The sequence below is a fragment of the Candidatus Leptofilum sp. genome (assembly GCF_965223285.1).
Classification (GTDB): Bacteria; Chloroflexota; Anaerolineae; order Promineifilales; family Promineifilaceae; genus Leptofilum.
In genome coordinates, this window is the sequence record NZ_OZ244997.1 from 1,090,302 (window position 1) to 1,110,406 (window position 20,105).

The following is a 20,105-nucleotide window of genomic DNA, read 5'->3' on the forward strand; positions in this document are numbered from 1 at the left end:
GTGCCTAAAAACACAAATATTCAGGCAATTTTGGTTCTTGGCTCCGGCCCGATTGTGATTGGGCAGGGATGCGAATTTGATTACTCGGGTGTGCAGGCGTGCAAGGTGCTGCGCCGCGAAGGGTACCGCGTCATTTTGGTCAATTCCAACCCCGCCACCATCATGACTGACCCCGAATTTGCCGATGCCACTTACATCGAACCGCTGACGGCCGAACTCATTGAAAAAATCATTATAGCCGAACGGCCCGATGCGATTTTACCCACGGTTGGTGGCCAAACCGGGCTAAATCTGGCTGTGGAGCTGGCGGAATCTGGCATCTTGGCCAAACATGGCGTGCAGCTTATCGGTGCAGATTTACGCGCCATTCGTCTGGCAGAAGATCGGTCCAAATTTAAGCAGGCGATGATTGAGGCGGGCGTGCCGGTGCCGGTGAGTCATTTTGTGCATTCTTTAGAGGAAGCCGAGGCGGTGGTCGATGAAATCGGCTTCCCGATGCTGGTACGAGCGTCGTTTACGCTGGGTGGCAGTGGCGGCGGTGTGGCCTACAGCCGTGACCAGTTTGCCGCCGTTGTGGAGCATGGTTTACGCGCCAGTCCGGTCAGTGAGGTGCTTATTGAACGGTCGCTGCTGGGCTGGAAAGAGTATGAACTGGAAGTGATGCGGGATAAGGCGGACAATTTTGTGGTGGTTTGCTCGATTGAAAATGTGGACCCGATGGGCGTCCACACGGGTGACAGCATCACCGTTGCGCCCGCCCAAACGCTAACGGACAAGGAGTATCAATATTTGCGTGATCTGGCCAAGACGATCATGCAGACTGTCGGTGTGGAGACGGGCGGTAGTAACGTCCAGTTTGCCGTGAACCCGGAAAATGGTCAGGTAATAGTCATCGAAATGAATCCGCGCGTCTCCCGCTCGTCGGCGCTGGCTAGCAAAGCGACGGGTTTTCCTATTGCCAAGATTGCGGCGTTGCTGGCGGTTGGCTACACGCTGGATGAAATTCCCAACGACATTACCCGCGTCACCCCTGCCAGCTTTGAGCCAAGCATTGATTATTGCGTTGTCAAAATTCCGCGCTGGAACTTTGAAAAGTTCCCCGGCGTGGACCCAACCCTGGGACCCCAGATGAAGAGTGTGGGGGAGGTGATGGCAATCGGCCGTACCTTCACTGAGGCGTTGAACAAGGCGATTCGCGGGCTGGATATTGGCATCCTTGGTTTCAGCCGGGCTTTGGCCGCGCAATCTTCGGAAGCTGCATTAAACGTCCCGACGGCGCAGCGGTTGTTTCAGATGGCGGCGGCAATGGGAAACGGCCGTTCCGCCCGGGAAATCATCGCTGAAACCGCTATTGATCCCTGGTTTGTGGTGCAGTTGCGGGAAATTCTGGAAATTGAGTCCGAGTTGGAAAAATTGGAGATTGGAGATTGGAGATTGTTGGATGCTAAAAACCAATCTCCAATCACCAATCTCCTCCGCCGGGCCAAGCGGCATGGGTTCTCTGATAAGGTGATTGGCAATGCGGTAGGTATGGAGGAAACGGCCGTGCGCCAATTGCGTTTGGAATTGGGGATCACCCCCGTTTATTATCGCGTAGATACCTGCGCGGCTGAGTTTGAAGCGTTCACACCCTACCTTTACTCCACCTACGAATCCGCCTGCGAAGCCGAGCCAACCGATCGAAAGAAAGTAATGATTTTGGGCGGTGGCCCCAACCGAATCGGCCAGGGGATTGAGTTTGATTACTGCTGTGTGCAAGCGTGCTGGGCACTGCGGGAGATGGGGTACGAAACCATCATGGTCAACTGTAACCCGGAAACCGTTAGCACCGACTACGATACGGCCGATCGCCTTTACTTTGAGCCACTTACCCTGGAAGATGTGCTGAACATTGTTGATGTAGAGCAGCCAGAAGGGGTAATTGTGCAGTTTGGTGGCCAAACGCCTATTAACCTGACGGCAGGCTTGGCAGCAGCAGGGGTGCCCATCTGGGGAACCCCGCCGGACAGCATTGATTTAGCCGAATCACGCGGCCGTTTTGGGGATTTATTGCACAGCCTAGAGATAGATCATCCGGCATGGGGCTTGGCTAATTCGCTTGAAGAAGCGTTGGACGTGGTGCATGAGATTGGGTATCCGGTTTTGGTACGGCCGTCTTTTGTGCTGGGGGGTCGGGCAATGGCCATTGCCTACGATGATGATTCCTTGCGCACCTTCTTGGCAAAAGCGGCGCAGGTATCCCCTGGCAGCCCACTCCTCATCGATCAGTTCATCGAGGATGCTTTTGAGGTGGACGTTGATGCCGTGGCTGATGGCGAGCGCGTCGTCATGGCCGGGGTAATGCAGCATATCGAAGAGGCTGGCATCCACTCTGGCGACAGTGCCTGCGTGCTGCCACCTTATAAAATTAGCCTGTACCATCTCAATATTATTCAGGATTACACAGAAAAGCTGGGGCTGGCATTGGGCGTGCGCGGCTTGATGAATATCCAGTTTGCTATTAAAGATGACGTGGTTTACGTCATTGAGGTGAATCCGCGCGCCAGCCGAACTGTGCCATTTGTAAGCAAAGCGACGGGGCTGCCGGTGGCGCGTATTGCGGCCCAAGTGCAGGCTGGATGCCGCCTATCAGAGCTGAATTTTACCCACATGCCGCCCATAGATGGCTTTTTTGTGAAGGAAGCCGTGTTGCCTTTCAATAAGCTCCCCGGTGCAGACACGCGACTTGGGCCAGAAATGCGCAGCACGGGCGAGGTGATGGGACATGCCTCGCAGTTTGGCCATGCCTTTGCCAAATCACAACTGGCCGTAGGTACACCCCTGCTATTGGAAGGCGCGGTGCTAGTGACCGTCAACGATTTTGATAAATCGACAGCGTTAAAAATTGCGCGAGATTTACACAGATTGGGGTTTGAACTTTATGCTACGGAAGGAACGGCCGTTACCCTACAAAAAGCCAAATTGCCGGTGACAATGGTAACCAAAGCGAGTGAGCCGGGCTTAAACACGGTTCAGCTCATCTCGTCAGGTGCGGTTCAGCTCATCATAAACACGCCATTGGGGCCACAGGCTCACATAGATCAGGCTGCACTGCGGTCAGCCGCTATTCGGCACAACATTTTGCTCATTTCCACCATGTCGGCAGCCCAGGCGGCGGTTAGTGGAATTAAGGCATTACGCAAAAAAGAGCTGCGCGTGCGCAGTTTACAAGCGCATCATGCCACTTCTGCTTCGCCTTCACTCCATTCGTGAATGACCACCATGCTGAAGATGTCTGATTCGGTGATGATGCCCGCCAGCTTGCCTTCATCGTCTACAACTGGCAGCCCACTGACCCGGTGTTCCAGCATCGTACGAGCGGCGTCGCCAATGGTGGCTTCTGGCTTGATGGTCATTGGCTGGGGAGTCATGATTTTTTCTACAATCAAACTGGACAGTAGATAGTTCAGCTCCCAAATGCTCAAGGAAGTGGCTGGAGAAGGTTGGGCACCGCGAACGTCACCCAGCGTGATAATGCCAATTAGAATATTGTCATCATCTACAACTGGCAAGCGGCGAATTTCTTCATCCATCATGATTTGATGGGCTTCTGGCAAAGAAGTTTGCGGCTTTACGGTAATTACTTCTTCGGTCATCCAGTTGCGGACTAACTCTTTTTTCATGAGGATTGCTCCTGTACACGCTTTTTTTGCGTCTGTATGGTTCTTTAATTTGCCTATGCAGAGAATGGCCTCAATCAAAATAGTACAATCCATTGGCCTATTCCCGCAGTAACAAAAGTCACGCGTTCTAAATGACAACTGCAACGGCCGTTCGCCATGATTCTATTGTGGTCGAATAGCCAATTTTGAGAGGATGGTTGTTAAAAGAGGAGACGCCGTGCGGGGAGCACGGCGTCTGGAGCAGAATAAGCTTTAATTAAGCGTGAAGAAGTTAATTCATACGTTAAAAATAATTTCTTACGAACCATCTGACAGTAAGAAAAGCAGCGCCACAAACAAAAATGAAGCCGTATCCTGAGCATCATACAACCTTGGGAGAGGAGGTTGTGTGGCGCTGCTCCATAAACAAATTTTAGGCTGGATTGCTTACAACATGGGTTACGTCTGCGGTTTGTTAAAACAAAACAACGCCTCTTGCGAGGCACTGTTTTGAAAAGGAGAAATCAAAAAAAGGTTTAGGGGAATCGTTTATTCATGAGAAACATAATGATTTTATCTTACGTATAGCGTTACAATATTGAACAAAGTGGCAAAGTAAACTGCCAGTAGGTGAAAACGGGATAAATGGCACTTCTTATTATCAGAATCTTTCCGCTTTCATAAAAAAGGAGAATACAAAATGAGTATTTTATCGTGGATTATTTTTGGTGCTTTGGCTGGCGGCGTAGCCGGCATGATTGCCGGTAGCAAACGATCTGGCTGTTTGTTTAACATTGTCATCGGCGTCGTAGGTGCGTTTGTTGGCGGTTTGATTATGCAGTTTATTACCGGCGAAACGTTTAGCTTTGGTTTTGACTGGCGGAGCTTTTTTGTAGCCGTTGTTGGCGCGATCCTTTTGCTGGTTGTTACCGGGGCTACGAAGCGGAAGTAGCTGCTTGGCTACGCTTCTCCCGGAGAATCCAGGCAATTAAGAAGACAATGGTGTAGGAAACGGCCGTTACCACGGCAGCCACAATCAAATTCCCTACCAAAAACCCCTGTACAAATGAAATCACCTGTGCCTGCCACTGTTCTGTAACAGAAACGGTGGCGGGTGCGGGGAACAACCAACTCCCCAAACGATAGCTCAACGCAAAAAACGGTGCCGTCACAAACACATTCCAGATTGCTAGCGAGAGCATAACCGTTGCTTTATGCAGCCGGAGCCAGCCAGCGAGCATTAATGCCAGGGCAAAGTTAAAGCCTGGCGTGGGCAGCAGGCTAATAAATGTACCTACCGCAAAGCCCATTGCCTGATTTTGGGCGGAGGCTTCGACTTTGAGCAGTGCAGCTACTTTTTCCTTTGCAGTTTGGTAAAGGTGGGCAGCTTTTATGCGGTTCAGAGACAAATCAACTTTCATTTCCATGCTTGCAGTTTACAAAATCCAAATCGTAGAAAATGGTCTGAAACCATACGCCATCCCAGTGTAAACCTGACGCTAGGTTTAGAAACGTAAACGGCTAACACCGCGCGGTGTTAGCCGTTTTACAGTCATGATTTTTTGGTTGATTTGCGTGTTAACTTGGAACGGCCGTTGCCGTTTCCACCACACTAAAATCCAGCACCCCACCCTGCACATCCACCGAGACGTGATCGCCATCGTGGATGTCGCCCTGGATGAGCTTAAGCGCCAGCGGATCGATGATTTGCCGCTGGATGACACGCTTGAGCGGACGTGCCCCGTATGCCGGATCGTACCCTTCTTCGATGAGGTGGTCGGTGGCGGCGGGCGTAAGGGCTACCGAAATGCCGCGCCGATCCAGCAGGTCGCGCATCTGGTTGAGCTGAATCTGGGCAATCTCGCGCAGCTCTTCCCGCGTTAGGCGGTGGAACAGCACAATTTCATCTACCCGGTTCAAAAATTCGGGCCGGAAATGGTCGCGCAAGGCGGCCATGACGCGCTCTTCCATTACCGCTTCGTCACTGGTGTCCAGAATGTATTGGCTGCCGATGTTGCTGGTCATGATGATGACCGTATTGCGAAAATCAACGGTGCGGCCCTGCCCATCGGTGAGACGGCCGTCATCCAGCACCTGTAAAAACACGTTAAACACTTCAGGGTGTGCCTTCTCAATTTCATCGAACAGCACGACGGAATACGGCCGTCTCCGCACAGCTTCCGTCAACTGACCACCTTCATCGTACCCCACGTACCCAGGCGGTGCGCCGATAAGCCGAGCGACGGTGTGCCGCTCCTGATATTCGCTCATGTCAATTCGCACCATGTTGCGCTCATCGTCGAACAGGAACTCGGCCAGGGCGCGGGCTAGCTCCGTTTTGCCAACGCCGGTTGGCCCTAGGAAGATGAAGCTGCCGATGGGGCGATTGGGGTCTTGCAGCCCGGAGCGACTGCGGCGCACGGCGTTAGCGACAGCGGCAATCGCTTCGTCTTGACCCACCACGCGGTCATGTAGACGATCTTCCATGTGAACGAGTTTTTCAACCTCGCCTTCCAGCAGTTTGCTCACCGGAATGCCCGTCCATTTGGCGACGATTTGGGCAATCTCTTCGGTGCCAACTTCTTCTTTGAGTAGCGCACCGTCCTGCTGCATGGCGGTCAGCTTGTCGCTGGCTTGCTTGAGCGATTGTTCCAGTTCGTGAAGACGGCCGTATTGCAACTCCGCGGCCTTCTGGTAATCCATCTCCCGCTGCGCTTGCTCAATTTTCACGTTGAGCTGGTCAATCTGCTCTTTAACCGATTGGATGCGCTCAATGGCTTCCTTTTCTGCCTGCCAACGGGCGGTAAGCTGCGTGCTTTGTACTTTCAGGTTGGCCAGCTCCTCTTCCAGCTTTTTCAAACGCTCTTTGCTGGCTTTATCCTTTTCTTTTTTCAGTGCTTCTCGCTCAATTTCTAGCTGCATGATGTCGCGGTCTACCACGTCCAGGTCAGCCGGTTTGCTGTCGATTTCCATACGCAGGCGGCTGGCGGCTTCGTCCACCAGGTCGATGGCTTTGTCCGGCAGGAAGCGGTCGGTGATGTAGCGATTGCTTAAGGTGGCGGCGGCAATGGTCGCCCCATCGGTGATGCGCACACCGTGATGCACCTCGTACCGCTCTTTGAGGCCCCGCAAAATCGAAATCGTGTCCTCCACGCTTGGTTCGCCCACAAAAACGGGCTGGAAGCGGCGTTCCAGGGCGGCATCTTTTTCAATATATTTGCGAAATTCATCCAGCGTCGTGGCACCGATGGCGTGCAGTTCGCCACGGGCCAGCAGCGGCTTGAGCATATTGCTGGCGTCCATGCTACCTTCGGCCGCGCCTGCGCCCACCAGCGTGTGCATCTCGTCAATAAAGAGGATAATTTCGCCTTCGGCCTCTTGAATCTCTTTGAGGACGGCTTTGAGCCGCTCTTCAAATTCGCCCCGATATTTGGCTCCGGCGACCAATGCGCCCAAATCTAGGGCAACCAGTCGCTTTTCTTTTAACCCCAGCGGTACGTCGCCGCGCACGATGCGCTGGGCCAGCCCTTCGGCGATGGCCGTTTTACCGACGCCGGGTTCGCCAATGAGCACCGGATTGTTTTTGGTGCGGCGGCTCAATATTTGAATAACGCGCCGAATTTCTTCGTCACGGCCGATTACCGGATCGAGCTTGCCTTTGTGGGCTTCTTGGGTGAGGTTACGGCCGTATTTCACCAACGCTTCGTACTGTGCTTCTGGATTTTGGCTGGTGACCCGCTGCGAACCGCGCACGGCGGCCAATGCCTGCATAATGCTGTTGTAGTCGATGCCGTGTCGTGCTAACAGGTCGCGCATGTTGCCCGCTTTGGGCTGGGCCATTGCCATCAGCAGATGCTCGGTAGAAACGTAGTCGTCCTTCATGTTGTCGGCGATGCTTTGCGCCTCTTCAACCAAGGCATTCAGATTGCGGCTGATGCCCACCTGGACGCTGCTGCCGGTAGCGCGGGGCAGTCTCTCCAAGGTCTGCTGCAAACTGTTCCGCAGTAGGCTGGCATCTGTACCAATGCGCTTAAGCAGCGAAGGTACCACGCCGCCTTCTTGCGCCACCAGGGCACTTAGTAGATGTTCTGGCTCAATCGCCGGAGGGTTGTAGCCCTGAGCTAAGTTTTGCGCTTCCAAAACCGCTTCCTGGGCTTTTTGGGTAAATTTTTCTAATCTCATTTCAACTCGCTTCCATTACTTGATTTTTATTTTCGAAACGTAACAAGTATGTCATCTCCAAGTTAGAAACAAGTAAGATGATACCCCTGGTTTTAACATGGGAGCTAAGGAGCAGGAGTCATAAAGCGCGTTGTCATAAATATTGTTGTATACTTGGGAGCAGTCCATAATGTGAATGGAGGCAATATGCTAACTCGTCTAAAAGTCAGCGGTTTCAAAAATCTGGTTGATGTTGATGTTCGCTTCGGCCCATTTACCTGTATTGCAGGGGCAAATGGTGTTGGTAAATCCAATCTTTTCGATGCCATCCTTTTCTTGAGTGAGCTTGCTGGCAACACTTTTCTAGAAGCTGCTTTATCTGTCCGTAAATCAGAAAGTGGCCGAACAACCAATATTCGTTCTTTATTTCATCGAACAAAAAATAAAGACGAAGAAGTAATGAAGTTTGAAGCTGAAATGATTATTCCTGCGGAAGGGATAGACGATTTGGGGCAACCTGCAAAGGCTTCCATTACATTTGTCCGATATAAAATTGCTTTGACTTTTGTAGAGGAAGGGTCGTTACCTTCCGTCGGATCGTTGCGATTAATCAGTGAAGAATTGGAACAAATCAATCTTCGTGATGCTCCAAAACACCTTCGTTTCGAGCACAAAGCGAGTAGCTGGCGCAAATCAGCAGTAAAAGGTCGGCGAACTTCACCGTTTATTTCAACTGAGGGCGAAAGCGATAACAGAACAGTTAGGTTACATCAAGATGGAAACAGCGGTATGCCCAAAACTTTTCTTGCCCAAACATTGCCCCGAACGGTTTTGTCAACAGTGAATGCAACCGAGAGTCCAACAGCTTTACTGGCGCGGCGTGAAATGCAATCCTGGCGGTTGTTACAATTAGAACCTTCTGCGTTGCGGGAACCAGATGAGTTTACTGCTTTACCCGAATTGGGTTCAGATGGTTCACACTTGCCCGCGACACTATACCATTTGAGCAAAACACATTCCAAGCAAGAAAGCTTTAAAGATTCTTCAACATGGATTTATGATCAAGTGTCTAGCCGTCTTGCAGAACTTATTGATGATGTTTACGCAATTGAAATTGATCGTGATGAAAAGCGGCAACTTCTTACTGTTCAAGTACAAGATAGGTACGAAACGATTCATCCTGCTCGTTCATTATCAGATGGAACACTTCGGTTTTTAGCGTTGGCAGTGTTAGAACAGGACACTAGAGCAGGTGGTGTAATCTGCCTAGAAGAACCGGAAAATGGTATTCATCCCAAACGAATCCCTGCAATTTTGCGTTTATTGGAAGATATTGCGGTTGATGCTGAGGAGCCAGTTGGAAAAGATAACCCTCTTCGACAAGTGATTATTAATACGCATTCTCCAGTTGTGGTTAATCAAGTCAATGATGATAGTTTGCTCATTGCTGAACAAAAAGAAACGGTAAAGAATGGGGATTATTTCCAAAGTGTGCGGTTTAGCTGGCTGCCAGACACTTGGCGTTCTCAAGCAGACCCTAATAGGCTGCCAGTAGCGCGCGGAAAAGTTATTGATTACTTACGGCAGGTAATTGATTTCAGTGATAAGTCAACCCACCGTCAATACGTAACAAAAAAGAAATCTACACGTGTTCGCGATCGTTTTGATCTTCAACCGCAGCCAAGCCTTTTCCTTCACGAGAAATGATGAATGAGTTTAGGTATACATTTGTAACTGAGGGGAGTTCAGACAAAGCACTAATGCCAATTTTAACTTGGCTCCTGAGAGAGAATGGCATTCAAATGGCCATTCAGCCTGAATGGGCTGATTTAGGAGAGGTTCGATTTAGCGAGAAGGTGAATTTAGCAGCAAAGATCCGAGAGTCTATACGATTGTATCCTTGCGATTTGCTATATGTTCATCGGGATGCAGATAAATTTTCGCGTGAAAAGAGAAAGGAAGAAATTTTAGAGGCAATTAGCATTGCTGAGAATGACATTCATGTGCCAAGTGCTGTTTGTGTTGTGCCGATAAGAATGCAAGAAGCGTGGTTGCTTATTGATGAGCAGGCAATACGATATGCGGCTGGAAATAGAAATGGGCGACACAAGTTAGATATGCCGCCCATTCATAAATTAGAAAGTTTAGCCGATCCGAAAATCCTCCTTCATGATTTGTTAAAAGTTGCCAGTGGTTTCAAAGGAAGGCGTCTCAAGCGATTCAATTCAAATCAATCTCATGCAGTGCAAAGAATTGCATCCTACATAGAAGATTTTTCAATTCTTCGTAACTTACCAGCATTTTCAGCGCTTGAGGCTGAATTAGTAGACGAAATTAGCCAGTTTCTTAGTGTTTAAAGTCATCGAACTAAGCCCGCATTTCTCGCAATTTTTCAAACAGTTCTTTTTCTTCTTCACTTAGTTCTGTAGGCAACTGCACGTCCAAGGTGGCAATTAAGTTGCCCCGTTCCTCTGGGTTTTTCAGATTGGGCATCCCCAACCCGCGCAGGCGGAACTGTTTGCCGTTGGCGGTTCCAGCGGGGATGGTGAGCTTGACGGTGCGGTCTATCGTTGCTACATCTACCTGGCCGCCGAGGACGGCCGTATACAAATCCACTGGAATATCTGTCTTCAAATTATCGCCGTCCCGCTTGAACTCGCGGTCGGAGTTGACCTTAACGCTCAGGTAGAGGTGGCCACCGTCTTGGCCCTGGCCTTTCAAACGAACGCGGGAGCCAGTCTTGACCCCGCGCGGAATTTTGGCTTCGATGGAACGGCCGTTTTCCCACTGTATCGTGCGGCCGGTGCCATAAAACGCTTCCGCCAGCGAGATTTCGATCATGTGCTCCACATCGCGGCTGCGCCGGATAGATTGCTGCCCTTGCTGGCCAAAAATATCGTTGAAATTGACCTGTTGTCCGCCCGGCCCCCGTGCGCCCATTTGGCCAAACAACGCTTCAAAGAAGTCAGAAAAGCCGCCGCCACCGCCAAACATCTGCTCAAATTGCTCTGAATTGACGGTGCGGGCTCCTTGCCCGCCAAATCCCTGCTGGGCACCCCATTGTGACCAAAAGTCGTCGGGACGGCCGCCAGCGCGCTGGTACTGCTGCCACTGCGAGCCAAATTGATCGTACATCTTCCGCTTTTCGGCGTCAGACAGCACTTCATTTGCTTCGTTAATATCTTTGAAGCGTTGCTCTGCCTGCGGATCGTCCTTGTTTAAGTCTGGATGAAATTTACGAGCCAGTTTACGGTATGCTTTTTTGATCTGATCCTGGCTAGCGGTTTTTGGTACGCCGAGGATGTTGTAATAATCCTTATAATCCATAAATTCACCCGTAGTAGGGGCGGTTCGCGAACCGCCCCTACCAAAATTGATTTATTTACATCTCTTGGAATTCGCCTTCTACGACTTCATCCGGGTTTTCTTGGCTGCTTTGGCCACTGTCATTGCTGTGACCATTGGCACTGCCGTTGCTGTCAGGCTGGGCCTGACTTTGGTATAGCTGTTGACTAAGCGCATAGCTGGCCTGCTGGAGCTGCTCGGTCAGGGTTTTAATTTGAGTGGTGTCTTCGGTGGTAACGGCCGTTTTCAGTTCAGTAATCATCCCTTCAATCCGGCTCTTTTCACCTTCATTTACCTTGTCTCCCAGCTCATTCAGGCTCTTTTCCGTAGCGTAAATCATCTGGTCTGCCTGGTTACGTGCCTGAATGAGGTCACGTAGCTTGCTGTCTTCTGCTTCGTGCTGCTTGGCAGCGTTGACCATATCTTCAACTTCCGCCTCAGACAAATTGGTGGAGGCAGTGATCTGAATCTTTTGCTCCTTACCAGTTGCCTTGTCTTTCGCCGTCACATCCAAAATGCCGTTGGCATCAATGTCGAATGTTACCTCAATTTGCGGCAAACCGCGCGGCGCAGGGGGGATCCCGTCCAGGCGGAACATACCCAGCGTTTTGTTATCCTTGGCCATTGGACGCTCACCCTGCAACACGTGGACGTCAACGGCCGTTTGGCTATCTTCGGCCGTGCTAAACACCTCGGTTTTGCGCGTAGGAATGGTGGTATTGCGTGGAATCAATGGTGTCATCACGCCACCCAGCGTCTCCAGACCCAGGCTCAGCGGCGTTACGTCTAGCAGCAGCACATCTTTCACATCGCCAGCCAGCACGCCACCCTGAATCGCAGCACCCAGAGCCACAACCTCATCTGGGTTGACGCTTTTATTCGGCGCTTTGTTGGTTAAACTCTGCGCCAATTCCTGAATCATCGGCATTCGGGTCGACCCACCAACCAGCACGACTTCATCAATCTCGGTTGCTGACATGCCCGCATCGGCCAATGCTTTTTCAAACGGTTGGCGGCAACGCTGCACCAAATCTTCGGTAAGCTGCTCGAACCGGGCGCGGGTCAGCGTAAGCTGCAAATGCTTCGGTCCGTTGGCGTCGGCGGTAATGAACGGCAGATTCAATTCTGTCTGCATCAGAGTAGACAGCTCAATTTTGGCCTTCTCGGCCGCTTCGCGCAGTCGCTGCAACGCCTGGCGGTCTTGGCTCAGGTCGATGCCTTGGTCTTTCTTGAACTCGTCAATCATCCAGTCTACGATGCGCTCATCCCAGTCGTCACCGCCCAAATGGGTATCGCCATGGGTTGATTTTACTTCCACCACGCCTTCGCCAACTTCCAGGACGGAGACGTCAAAGGTACCGCCACCCAGGTCAAAGACGAGGATGGTTTGATCTTCGCTTTTATCTAAGCCATAGGCCAGGGCTGCGGCTGTTGGCTCATTGATAATACGCAGCACTTCCAGACCGGCGATCTTGCCTGCATCTTTGGTAGCCTGCCGTTGGCTGTCATTGAAGTAAGCGGGCACGGTGATAACGGCTTGCGTAATGGTTGTGCCCAGATATGCCTCGGCATCTCGCTTCAATTTTTGCAAAATGAAGGCAGAGATTTCCTGCGGGGAGTAGGTTTTGTCTACTACCGGCACTTTTACGCGAGCATCTTTTTGTGGCCCAGCGACGATTTCATAAGGCACCATTTTCTGGGTGCGCTTAGTTTCTTCGGCGTCGAAATGACGACCCATTAGCCGCTTCACGGAGTAAATGGTGTTGTCTGGATTGACAACGGCTTGCCGCTTGGCGGTCTGACCCACCAGTCGCTCCCCTTTTTTGTTGAAGGCAACAATGGATGGCGTAGTATTGCCACCCTCGGCCGATGGAATGACAACAGCATCGCCACCTTCCATCACGGTGACGACTGAGTTCGTTGTACCTAAGTCGATACCAATAATTTTGCTCATGTTTATGCTCCTCTTGATACTATTTCGCATAAGTGCGATTATTCATTTTTGGATGGGCTTTTACATAAAACCCGACCATTATTTTGCTAAAGTTGCATATGATTTGTGTAAGACGGCCGTTAGAGAATCATATGCACAAATTTAGCCATGATCTGCCCACATAAAAACAGGCACTGGACGTATAGACCCAGTGCCTGTCATTTACTTACTAATTTGACAATGTTAAATTAGGCTCGTGAGAGCCAATATCAGTAAAATTTGAAAATGGAAAAGAAAAAACTTCACGGTTAGCCCAGTGGGGGCTAAATGAAGCAGCTATCGATAAATTGGGTGAGCGGCTTGACCAGTATCATGAACGTTATCGTTATTGGATGAAAACCAAGACACGCGATACCAGTGAATATGGCTATCATTACCTGAGTGGCTTGTTACGAATGGAGAGCAACCGGCATATCAACGGGATTGCCCGTGTAGCGGGAATCCCCGAACAAAATCTGCAACAATTCATCGCCGATTCACCTTGGGCCGGGAACGATTTGATCGCCGTCCTGCAACAAGATATCAGCAGTTTGCCCCACTACCAGCAAGGCAGTGTCCTCATTGCTGATGAAAGTGCAGAGGAGAAGGCCGGTGATGGCAGCGCCGGCAGCAGTCGGCAGCACAATGGTCGCCTGGGAAAAGTTGACATGAGTCAGGTGGGTGTGTTTTTGGCCTTGGCCAAAGATGGCTACCGCACCTGGATTGATGGCGAACTGTACTTGCCAGAAAAATGGTTCACCCCGGCCTATGCGCGGCGACGCAACAAGCTAGCCATCCCCGCTGACCGGGAATTTCAGACCAAGATCGAACTGGTACTGGTCATGGTCAAGCGGGTCCTGGCCAATGGCGTCGCCTTTGACGCCTTTGACTGCGACAGCTTGTATGGCCGCAGCCACTGGTTGCGGGCTGAATTAGACCAGCTGTCCATCCAATACTTTGCCGATATTCCCTGCAACTTGTCGCTTTATCTGGAGAAACCTCAGGTCATCCGGGAACCAAAGCGCAAGCATGTCCAAATTACTGTGTTAGGCAGTCAGACCACACCTGAACAACTGGCATCGGCGTTGTCATTCACCGCCATCACCCTTCGTCCACATGAACGGGGCCATCTCACTGCCCAATTTGCCCGGCAACGGGTGTGGACCGTCAGTGAAGAGGGAAGTTGCCGCCAGGAATGGCTGCTGATCCGCCGCGCCAACGGTAAAGTTACTTATTCACTGAGCAATGCCCCGGCTGATATTCCTCTGGAGACAATGGCCCGGCACAAGTCGCATCGCTACTTCATCGAACGGGCCCATCAGGACGCCAAATCGGAGTTGGGGTGGGATGAATTTCAGGCCCAGAAGTACCCTGCCTGGGTTCACCATCTCGCCTTGACCATCATGGCCAGTGCCTTCATCACCGAAACCTTGCTCGAGTGGACGGAGGCATATCCTCGTGACCCGGCTTTGTTGGCTGCCTACGAAACGGATACTTTGCCCAATTTATCGATTGTTAACGTTCGTACCTTGCTACGAGCCGCGTTGCCGTTGCCGCAGTTGTCGTCACGCCAGGCGGCTGAATTGGTTGTCAAACACTTGGATAATCGTACTCGCTCACGAAAGTCACGGCTTAGAAAGGCTCGTGGCCCGTGAATCTAACATTGTCAAACTAATTACCAAACTTAGTTGGCGGCCACTTATCCTTCAAGAACGGTGGTACCATTGCCAGCGTGAATAGCAATACGTTTTGGTTTTACGGCTTCAGCTTTGGGAATTTGCAGTGTGAGCACGCCATTGTTCATGGTGGCTGCTACATTGTTAGATTCCACCGGTGTGGGCAGGCTAATGCTGCGCATGAAGCTGCCAAACCGACGTTCCCGCAGATGAACTTTTTCGTCATCGCGCACTTCCTCTTCCTTGCTTTCACCTTTAATGGTTAGGACATTATCGGTAATGGTAATATCCAAATCATCGGGGTTCATGCCAGGAACGGCCGCTTTTACAGTGAACGTATCATCATCTTCAGTTACGTCCAGTGGGAAGCCCCACACGGAGTTGCTTTCCCATTTGCCAACCGGTGCATTGAAGGCATCTTCGAACAACCGGTCAATCTCGCTACGCATTCTGGCCATTTCACCAAAAGGATTCCAACGGATCATCTTGTTCATGGTATACCTCCTAAAAATGTAGATTGTGAATTATTTTGAACTACTTCATACTGTTTTGAGCAATTCACCTGCAATTTTGAGGAGAGAATGTAAGAAAAAAATAAACAACAAATAAAAAATGTGTAAACGCAACCAATACGAACAAAAAACCGCTGCCCAGAACTTTCTGAACAGCGGTTTGCGTTATGCTTCTAAATTGATTGCCTATTGTTCTGATACGTACTTATCCTCTGGGGCTTTCTCGCGGTTGGCATTTACCAAAATGCTGATGCCTAGCAGAATGAGAATCACGGGCCACAGCTTGCCCAGGAAGGCAACGACTGTCAGCAGTACACCACCATACAGCACGGCGGTCCCAACCAGAGCGATGATCCCACCGGGTATGAGTGCCCACCAGTGCGTTTCTTTGGTGAAAACGGCCGTTACCACCGTAATCAACCCAAATCCCAAACCGAGGAAAATTAAGAACACACCGCCTTCATTATCCCCTTGCCAAATAGAGAATGGCCCGGAAATTGCGTAAATGCCCCAGCCCACGCCGCTTAGAATGCCACCAGGAATTACCAGCCCAGCGTTGCGGCTCAATATGCCCCATGCCAGGAACAATGCTCCCAGACCCGGCACAATCAGCACACCAAAGTTTTCGGGTACAGTAATAAATTGACCTGCCAAAGCGATTAAACCAATCGTTAACAGAATCAAACCACCCGTTAAATCCTTCTTTTGCTGTTTCATGATCTTCCTCCAAATCAAATCTGCTTGTTTTTATTACTCAATGATGCTTGTCAGTATAAAAAAACAGATGTGCAAATTGATGTGCCGGAAGTCACATCCGGGTCATATTGTGACCATGACCCCAAAAGAAAAACCTGCCAAAGTCATGCTCCGGCAGGTTTTTTTACGATTAAGCGAAAGCTAGTAGTTTACTAAAAACCTAGCTCCACATTGAACAAGAAATCAACACCGGGTTCGTAATCTAGAATTTCATCCAGACCATTATTGCCGTTGATGAAATCTGAGCCTGCGCCGCCGCTAAAGGTGTCATCACCAAACAGACCAATCAGGAAATCATTGCCATCGTAGCCAAAGATTGTGTCATCTGCCAGACCACCAGTAATGACATCAACGCTGTTAGTACCATGAATTTCGTAGCAGGTGTCGTTGCCAAACCCTTGTGCTTGCCCCCAGCGGCCAGCGTGGAAGCGCACACCGTTGTAACTAGGCTCGCCAGCCGAAACAATCGAGGCCGGGCCACTGAACGGGCTGCCCTCCAAAGCGACGATGTAGCAGCCGTTGGCATTGGTTACATAAGGGAAGGTGAACTGAGCCACGACTGGATCATGGTCAGTGAAGCGCAAATCGGTGTCCAGTTCTGCATTGCCGTGAACCACATCAACCCCTGTGAAGAAGCTGTTGAACAGATTATCACTAACCAGAATGTGATCCAGAATCTGCAAGTTACCTTCAAACTGGTAGGTGTATTGCTCATTAGCTGGTAAGGTTTCTAGCAGATTTACCAGTTCGTTACCCTCTAGCAAATCAACCGGTGCAGAGAATTGGAAGTCATTCAGGTCGCCCATCACAATGACGTTGGCGCTGGGGTCCAAAGCCAGGATGTCTTGGACAAAGCTATTCACAACCATTGCCTGCTCCAAACGCTGCACTTCAGATTCCAGAACTGGCGGCTGTACGCGGCCAAAGAGCGAATCATCGCCACCCTTGGAGTTGAAGTGATTATTCACCACGATAATCGTTTGACCACCATAGATGAATTCTCCAGCCAATGGCTTGCGGCTTTCAAACCAGGCGTTGTTGGTTGGGTCGATGCGCCCTGGGCTCACGCTGAGTTCAACGCCATTTGCACCGAGGGAGACAGAAGCGGGCGTTGTGGCATCACCACCCGCACGGTCTACAAAGGTCACTTGGTCTGGGCGAAACAGGAAGCCCACGCGAATGTTGCCACCCGGTTGGCCACCATCTGTCAGGTCTAGCGGGGCAATGTCACGATATTCGTATACGGGACCGCCAGCCGCCTGAATGGCATCAATGAGCATTTGGTAAGTCATGCTAGCATCGGTCACGCCATCATTGGTGGAACCAGTGTTATCCTGCACTTCCTGCACCCCAATGATGGTTGGTGCGCCAAGGTTGTTCACAATTTGGCTGGCCAGCGCATCAAACTTGTCTTGGCTGTCGGAAGGATCAAGATTTTCTACATTGAAAGAGGCGACGGTAAGCGATGTGCCTTCATTGGAGAGGTTGGTGGTTTCTGCCGTGAAGTTGCTGTTTAAGGCTGGCAGCGGATCAAAGTTTAGCAGTTTGAAGTTGCCAAAGCTGTAATCCATCACGCCAATGATGGGGGCGGTGAAGGTGTCCCCTACACTAGCATCTGGCTCGTCAGAAACGATGCCGTCATCAATGATGATGCGCTCTGGGTTAAAGTCGTTGGCGCTGATGACCACACCACCGCGAGCGGTTAAGCCGGTTGCGCTGGTGCCAAAGTCACCCACAATAGCAATTTCGCCAAAGCGGGTGCCGCCAACAACTTGGGCATCGTTCACCTGTACCAGCATTGCTTCAACGCTTTCGTAGAAGTCAATGCCGTCATTTTCCGGATCAAAGGTAGGCGTGCTGTTTACGTCACCTGTGGAGTCATCGTCAATGATATTGCTGGGTGGAATACGGCCGCCATTACCCAAAACGGTTGGGGCAGGCAGTGGGTTGCCGCTGGAGTTAACGGTGATTGAGGCACCAACCAGTTCGGTTGTTGAGAGATTGCCTGTACCAAAACCACCAGGATAAAACTCATCGACTGTGGCAACAACTGTCACCGCATCACCTACAGTAACTGGCGGGGTGGAGCCAGTGAAAACCAAAATGGCATCTGAGGTGGCGTCGTTGCCATCACCAACGGGGTCTTGCATGTAGAAGCTGCTGTTACGTACAACGGTAACAATACCTTCTGTTTGCACAGTTTGGTCTTCGTATGCAGAAAGATGCCCAGCCCCTTGAATTTCCATGATGGTTAGGGGCGTGGAAACCGTACAGCCTGAAAAGGCTGTGCCGTCTATCTGAGTACCTGGGGAGAAGAGGGTGCCACCAGAACCTGTGGCGATGCTGTGCTCAACAAATGCGCCTGTGGTGTCTGGATCGCGAGTGAGCGACTGATCGTTGCCGCCTTCACCGCCGTAAATGTATTCCAGGGTGCTGGATGCGCCGTCATCAAGGGTGATGGTGTCGCCACCATTGTTCAGCCCCAATGCACCGCTGGAGGCTGTTTGGACGAGGGCGCCGCCAAATACGCCAGTGGGTGTGTCGCCGCCAAAGACTACGGCCGTACAATCTGCGGGAATGACGGAGCCAGTGGGGAAGGTGTGGCGTACCTGCACAGCGTCGCTAATAGACCAGCCGCTTACGTCCAGGTCTGCGCCAGAGATGTTGACGATTTCGACGAACTCATCGTCGCTGCTATCGCGGGTTCCATCGCCATTGGCATCACCCGTGATGTCGGTGGCTGGGTCAGCCAGGAATTCGTTGATGACAACGGTGGTGATGTTGAGGCTTACCGTTGTGAAGCTAAAGCTGACGTCGGCAGACATGGCGTCTGGCGGATCGTCAGTGTCGTTGTCGGTTACTTGGGCGGCAAAGATGGTGACGGTGCAGCTTTCGCCGTTGGCAAAGTCTGTATCGGGGTCCAGAGTGTAGCTAGCGGGGCCGCCACTGGCTACGGCCGTTACCGACCCACTCGCCGCACAAGCAATGTCAAACCAACTGCCTGTTACAGTCACGTCTTCGCTAAAGTTAATAGTGATATTGGCATCAACTGCCACACCAGTGGCTGCATTGGCAGGGTCTGTGCTGGCCACGCTGGGTGCTGCGTCCCCGTCCAGCGGCATAAAAGTGCCCGTGGGGAAGGGAGTTACGGCCGTATCGTTGCTCGTTTCACCGTCTAGCGCATTGGGGCCGCTAAACGTCCAGTTGGCAATGTTGAAGATGGTGCCGTCGGCTTCGGTGCCAGAGACGCGATACGCCCAGCCGTCCAAATATTCCCACGGCTCGCCAGTGCCGTCCGTGTTGATGTCGCCAAAAGTGTCGATGACTGCGCCATTTTCAAACAGCTCAATGGCATCATCACCGTTAACGGAAACGGCCGTGCCGTCCGTATAATCTGGCGCAAAGCCAAAGAAATCATTAAAGGCAACGGCCTCTGTTGCTACATAAATGAAATCGCCAGCGGTAGCAGAATCTGCGGGGAAGGTGAATTCTTCACCATCAGTACCGCCACCGTTATTGGCAGCACCTATGCCAAAGATGCTCAAGTCGGGAATATCATTGACAACATATAGTTCAACTGCCTTAGGAATACCACCGGTGAGAGGCCCATCAATCACACCGCTGATGAGCAAATCGGTAGCGATTGCTCGTGAGGGCGCTGCTGTGCCAATTAACAAGATAAACACAGCCGCCAGAACAAATAAAACGTGTTTCAACCTTCTCAATGTTTCCTCCAAGATGATGTGCCAAAGGCACGCTAAGTGGGGGTCCTCCTGAAAGTTAGTGGCAGAGAAATTCTGGCGAGCAAATCAGCATTACCTGTTTGTGGGGAACCAGAAAAAGATGTTAATGCAAACTTTCAATAGGAGCTTCCGCAAAAGACAAAAAGACAATTTGCCACGAGTAAAACTGTATCCAGACGAAGTTACAGCCAACCTTACTAAAATGCTTAAGAACGCTAATTTTTCGGAAACGGACAAAGGAATAATAAAAAAAAGAGTTGCATTCCGCAACTCTTTTTTTGTTTACCTTTACAACTTAT

13 protein-coding genes are annotated in these 20,105 nt (G+C 50.9%); 5 read left to right on the forward strand and 8 right to left on the reverse strand.

Features of this window, described 5'->3' with window-relative positions:
* Positions 1 to 3,252 (forward strand): carbamoyl-phosphate synthase large subunit, encoded by a 3,252-nt coding sequence (gene carB / locus ACOQPU_RS05200; protein ID WP_420644066.1) that lies wholly within the window; start codon positions 1 to 3, stop codon positions 3,250 to 3,252.
* Here carB and ACOQPU_RS05205 read toward each other — a convergent pair.
* Positions 3,216 to 3,662 carry a CBS domain-containing protein gene (locus tag ACOQPU_RS05205; RefSeq protein WP_420644067.1) on the reverse strand — a complete coding sequence of 149 codons (447 nt, stop codon included), beginning with the start codon at positions 3,660 to 3,662 and terminating at the stop codon, positions 3,216 to 3,218. The two genes, carB and ACOQPU_RS05205, sit on opposite strands and share 37 nt — an antisense overlap.
* Before the next feature lie 679 nt (positions 3,663 to 4,341).
* Between ACOQPU_RS05205 and ACOQPU_RS05210 the strand changes: the two genes are divergently transcribed.
* A complete protein-coding gene (locus tag ACOQPU_RS05210; protein WP_420644068.1) occupies positions 4,342 to 4,593 on the forward strand; it encodes a GlsB/YeaQ/YmgE family stress response membrane protein in 252 nt (83 codons plus the stop codon).
* On the opposite strand, the gene ACOQPU_RS05215 is transcribed toward ACOQPU_RS05210, so the two are convergent.
* Together ACOQPU_RS05215 and clpB are read right to left on the reverse strand one after the other, a co-directional pair.
* Positions 4,577 to 5,068 (reverse strand): DUF2062 domain-containing protein, encoded by a 492-nt coding sequence (locus ACOQPU_RS05215; RefSeq protein WP_420644069.1) that lies wholly within the window; start codon positions 5,066 to 5,068, stop codon positions 4,577 to 4,579. The genes ACOQPU_RS05210 and ACOQPU_RS05215 overlap by 17 nt on opposite strands.
* A gap of 151 nt (positions 5,069 to 5,219) precedes the next feature.
* Positions 5,220 to 7,823, reverse strand: coding sequence for an ATP-dependent chaperone ClpB (gene clpB / locus ACOQPU_RS05220; RefSeq protein ID WP_420644070.1), 2,604 nt, complete (start codon positions 7,821 to 7,823; stop codon positions 5,220 to 5,222).
* Positions 7,824 to 8,009: 186 nt separating this feature from the next.
* On the opposite strand from clpB, the gene ACOQPU_RS05225 reads away from it, so the two are divergent.
* Together ACOQPU_RS05225 and ACOQPU_RS05230 are read left to right on the forward strand one after the other, a co-directional pair.
* On the forward strand, positions 8,010 to 9,509 hold the full coding sequence (locus ACOQPU_RS05225) for an AAA family ATPase (RefSeq protein WP_420644071.1): 1,500 nt from the start codon (positions 8,010 to 8,012) through the stop codon (positions 9,507 to 9,509).
* Entirely contained in the window at positions 9,506 to 10,159 is a 654-nt protein-coding gene (locus ACOQPU_RS05230; RefSeq protein ID WP_420644072.1) for a hypothetical protein, read from the forward strand. Before ACOQPU_RS05225 ends, ACOQPU_RS05230 begins: the two co-directional genes overlap by 4 nt.
* 10 nt (positions 10,160 to 10,169) lie before the next feature.
* On the opposite strand, the gene ACOQPU_RS05235 is transcribed toward ACOQPU_RS05230, so the two are convergent.
* Both ACOQPU_RS05235 and dnaK read right to left on the reverse strand, forming a co-directional pair.
* Positions 10,170 to 11,129 (reverse strand): DnaJ C-terminal domain-containing protein, encoded by a 960-nt coding sequence (locus tag ACOQPU_RS05235; protein WP_420644073.1) that lies wholly within the window; start codon positions 11,127 to 11,129, stop codon positions 10,170 to 10,172.
* 55 nt (positions 11,130 to 11,184) lie between these two features.
* Positions 11,185 to 13,101: a molecular chaperone DnaK gene (gene dnaK, locus ACOQPU_RS05240; RefSeq protein ID WP_420644074.1), complete on the reverse strand. Its 1,917-nt coding sequence runs from the start codon at positions 13,099 to 13,101 to the stop codon at positions 11,185 to 11,187.
* A 371-nt stretch (positions 13,102 to 13,472) separates the two neighbouring features.
* On the opposite strand from dnaK, the gene ACOQPU_RS05245 reads away from it, so the two are divergent.
* Positions 13,473 to 14,774 (forward strand): IS701 family transposase, encoded by a 1,302-nt coding sequence (locus ACOQPU_RS05245; protein WP_420643889.1) that lies wholly within the window; start codon positions 13,473 to 13,475, stop codon positions 14,772 to 14,774.
* A 44-nt stretch (positions 14,775 to 14,818) separates the two neighbouring features.
* On the opposite strand, the gene ACOQPU_RS05250 is transcribed toward ACOQPU_RS05245, so the two are convergent.
* The 3 genes from ACOQPU_RS05250 to ACOQPU_RS05260 form a co-directional block, all read right to left on the reverse strand.
* Positions 14,819 to 15,289, reverse strand: a complete 471-nt coding sequence (locus tag ACOQPU_RS05250) for an Hsp20/alpha crystallin family protein (RefSeq protein ID WP_420644075.1) — start codon at positions 15,287 to 15,289, stop codon at positions 14,819 to 14,821.
* Positions 15,290 to 15,493: 204 nt separating this feature from the next.
* Positions 15,494 to 16,024 carry a hypothetical protein gene (locus ACOQPU_RS05255; RefSeq protein WP_420644076.1) on the reverse strand — a complete coding sequence of 177 codons (531 nt, stop codon included), beginning with the start codon at positions 16,022 to 16,024 and terminating at the stop codon, positions 15,494 to 15,496.
* Positions 16,025 to 16,215: 191 nt separating this feature from the next.
* The gene (locus ACOQPU_RS05260; protein WP_420644077.1) at positions 16,216 to 19,779 is read right to left on the reverse strand and encodes a lamin tail domain-containing protein; all 3,564 of its coding nucleotides are present in this window, start codon (positions 19,777 to 19,779) and stop codon (positions 16,216 to 16,218) included.
* Positions 19,780 to 20,105 lie beyond the last annotated feature (326 nt).

Excerpts from the sequence above, each read along its gene's own strand:
- clpB (WP_420644070.1), bottom strand. The coding sequence starts at position 7,823 with ATGAGATTAGAAAAATTTACCCAAAAAGCCCAGGAAGCGGTTTTGGAA.
- ACOQPU_RS05225 (WP_420644071.1), top strand. The coding sequence starts at position 8,010 with ATGCTAACTCGTCTAAAAGTCAGCGGTTTCAAAAATCTGGTTGATGTT.
- ACOQPU_RS05235 (WP_420644073.1), bottom strand. The coding sequence starts at position 11,129 with ATGGATTATAAGGATTATTACAACATCCTCGGCGTACCAAAAACCGCT.
- ACOQPU_RS05250 (WP_420644075.1), bottom strand. The coding sequence starts at position 15,289 with ATGAACAAGATGATCCGTTGGAATCCTTTTGGTGAAATGGCCAGAATG.
- dnaK (WP_420644074.1), bottom strand. The coding sequence starts at position 13,101 with ATGAGCAAAATTATTGGTATCGACTTAGGTACAACGAACTCAGTCGTC.
- ACOQPU_RS05215 (WP_420644069.1), bottom strand. The coding sequence starts at position 5,068 with ATGGAAATGAAAGTTGATTTGTCTCTGAACCGCATAAAAGCTGCCCAC.
- ACOQPU_RS05210 (WP_420644068.1), top strand. The coding sequence starts at position 4,342 with ATGAGTATTTTATCGTGGATTATTTTTGGTGCTTTGGCTGGCGGCGTA.
- ACOQPU_RS05245 (WP_420643889.1), top strand. The coding sequence starts at position 13,473 with ATGAAAACCAAGACACGCGATACCAGTGAATATGGCTATCATTACCTG.
- ACOQPU_RS05230 (WP_420644072.1), top strand. The coding sequence starts at position 9,506 with ATGATGAATGAGTTTAGGTATACATTTGTAACTGAGGGGAGTTCAGAC.
- ACOQPU_RS05255 (WP_420644076.1), bottom strand. The coding sequence starts at position 16,024 with ATGAAACAGCAAAAGAAGGATTTAACGGGTGGTTTGATTCTGTTAACG.
- ACOQPU_RS05205 (WP_420644067.1), bottom strand. The coding sequence starts at position 3,662 with ATGAAAAAAGAGTTAGTCCGCAACTGGATGACCGAAGAAGTAATTACC.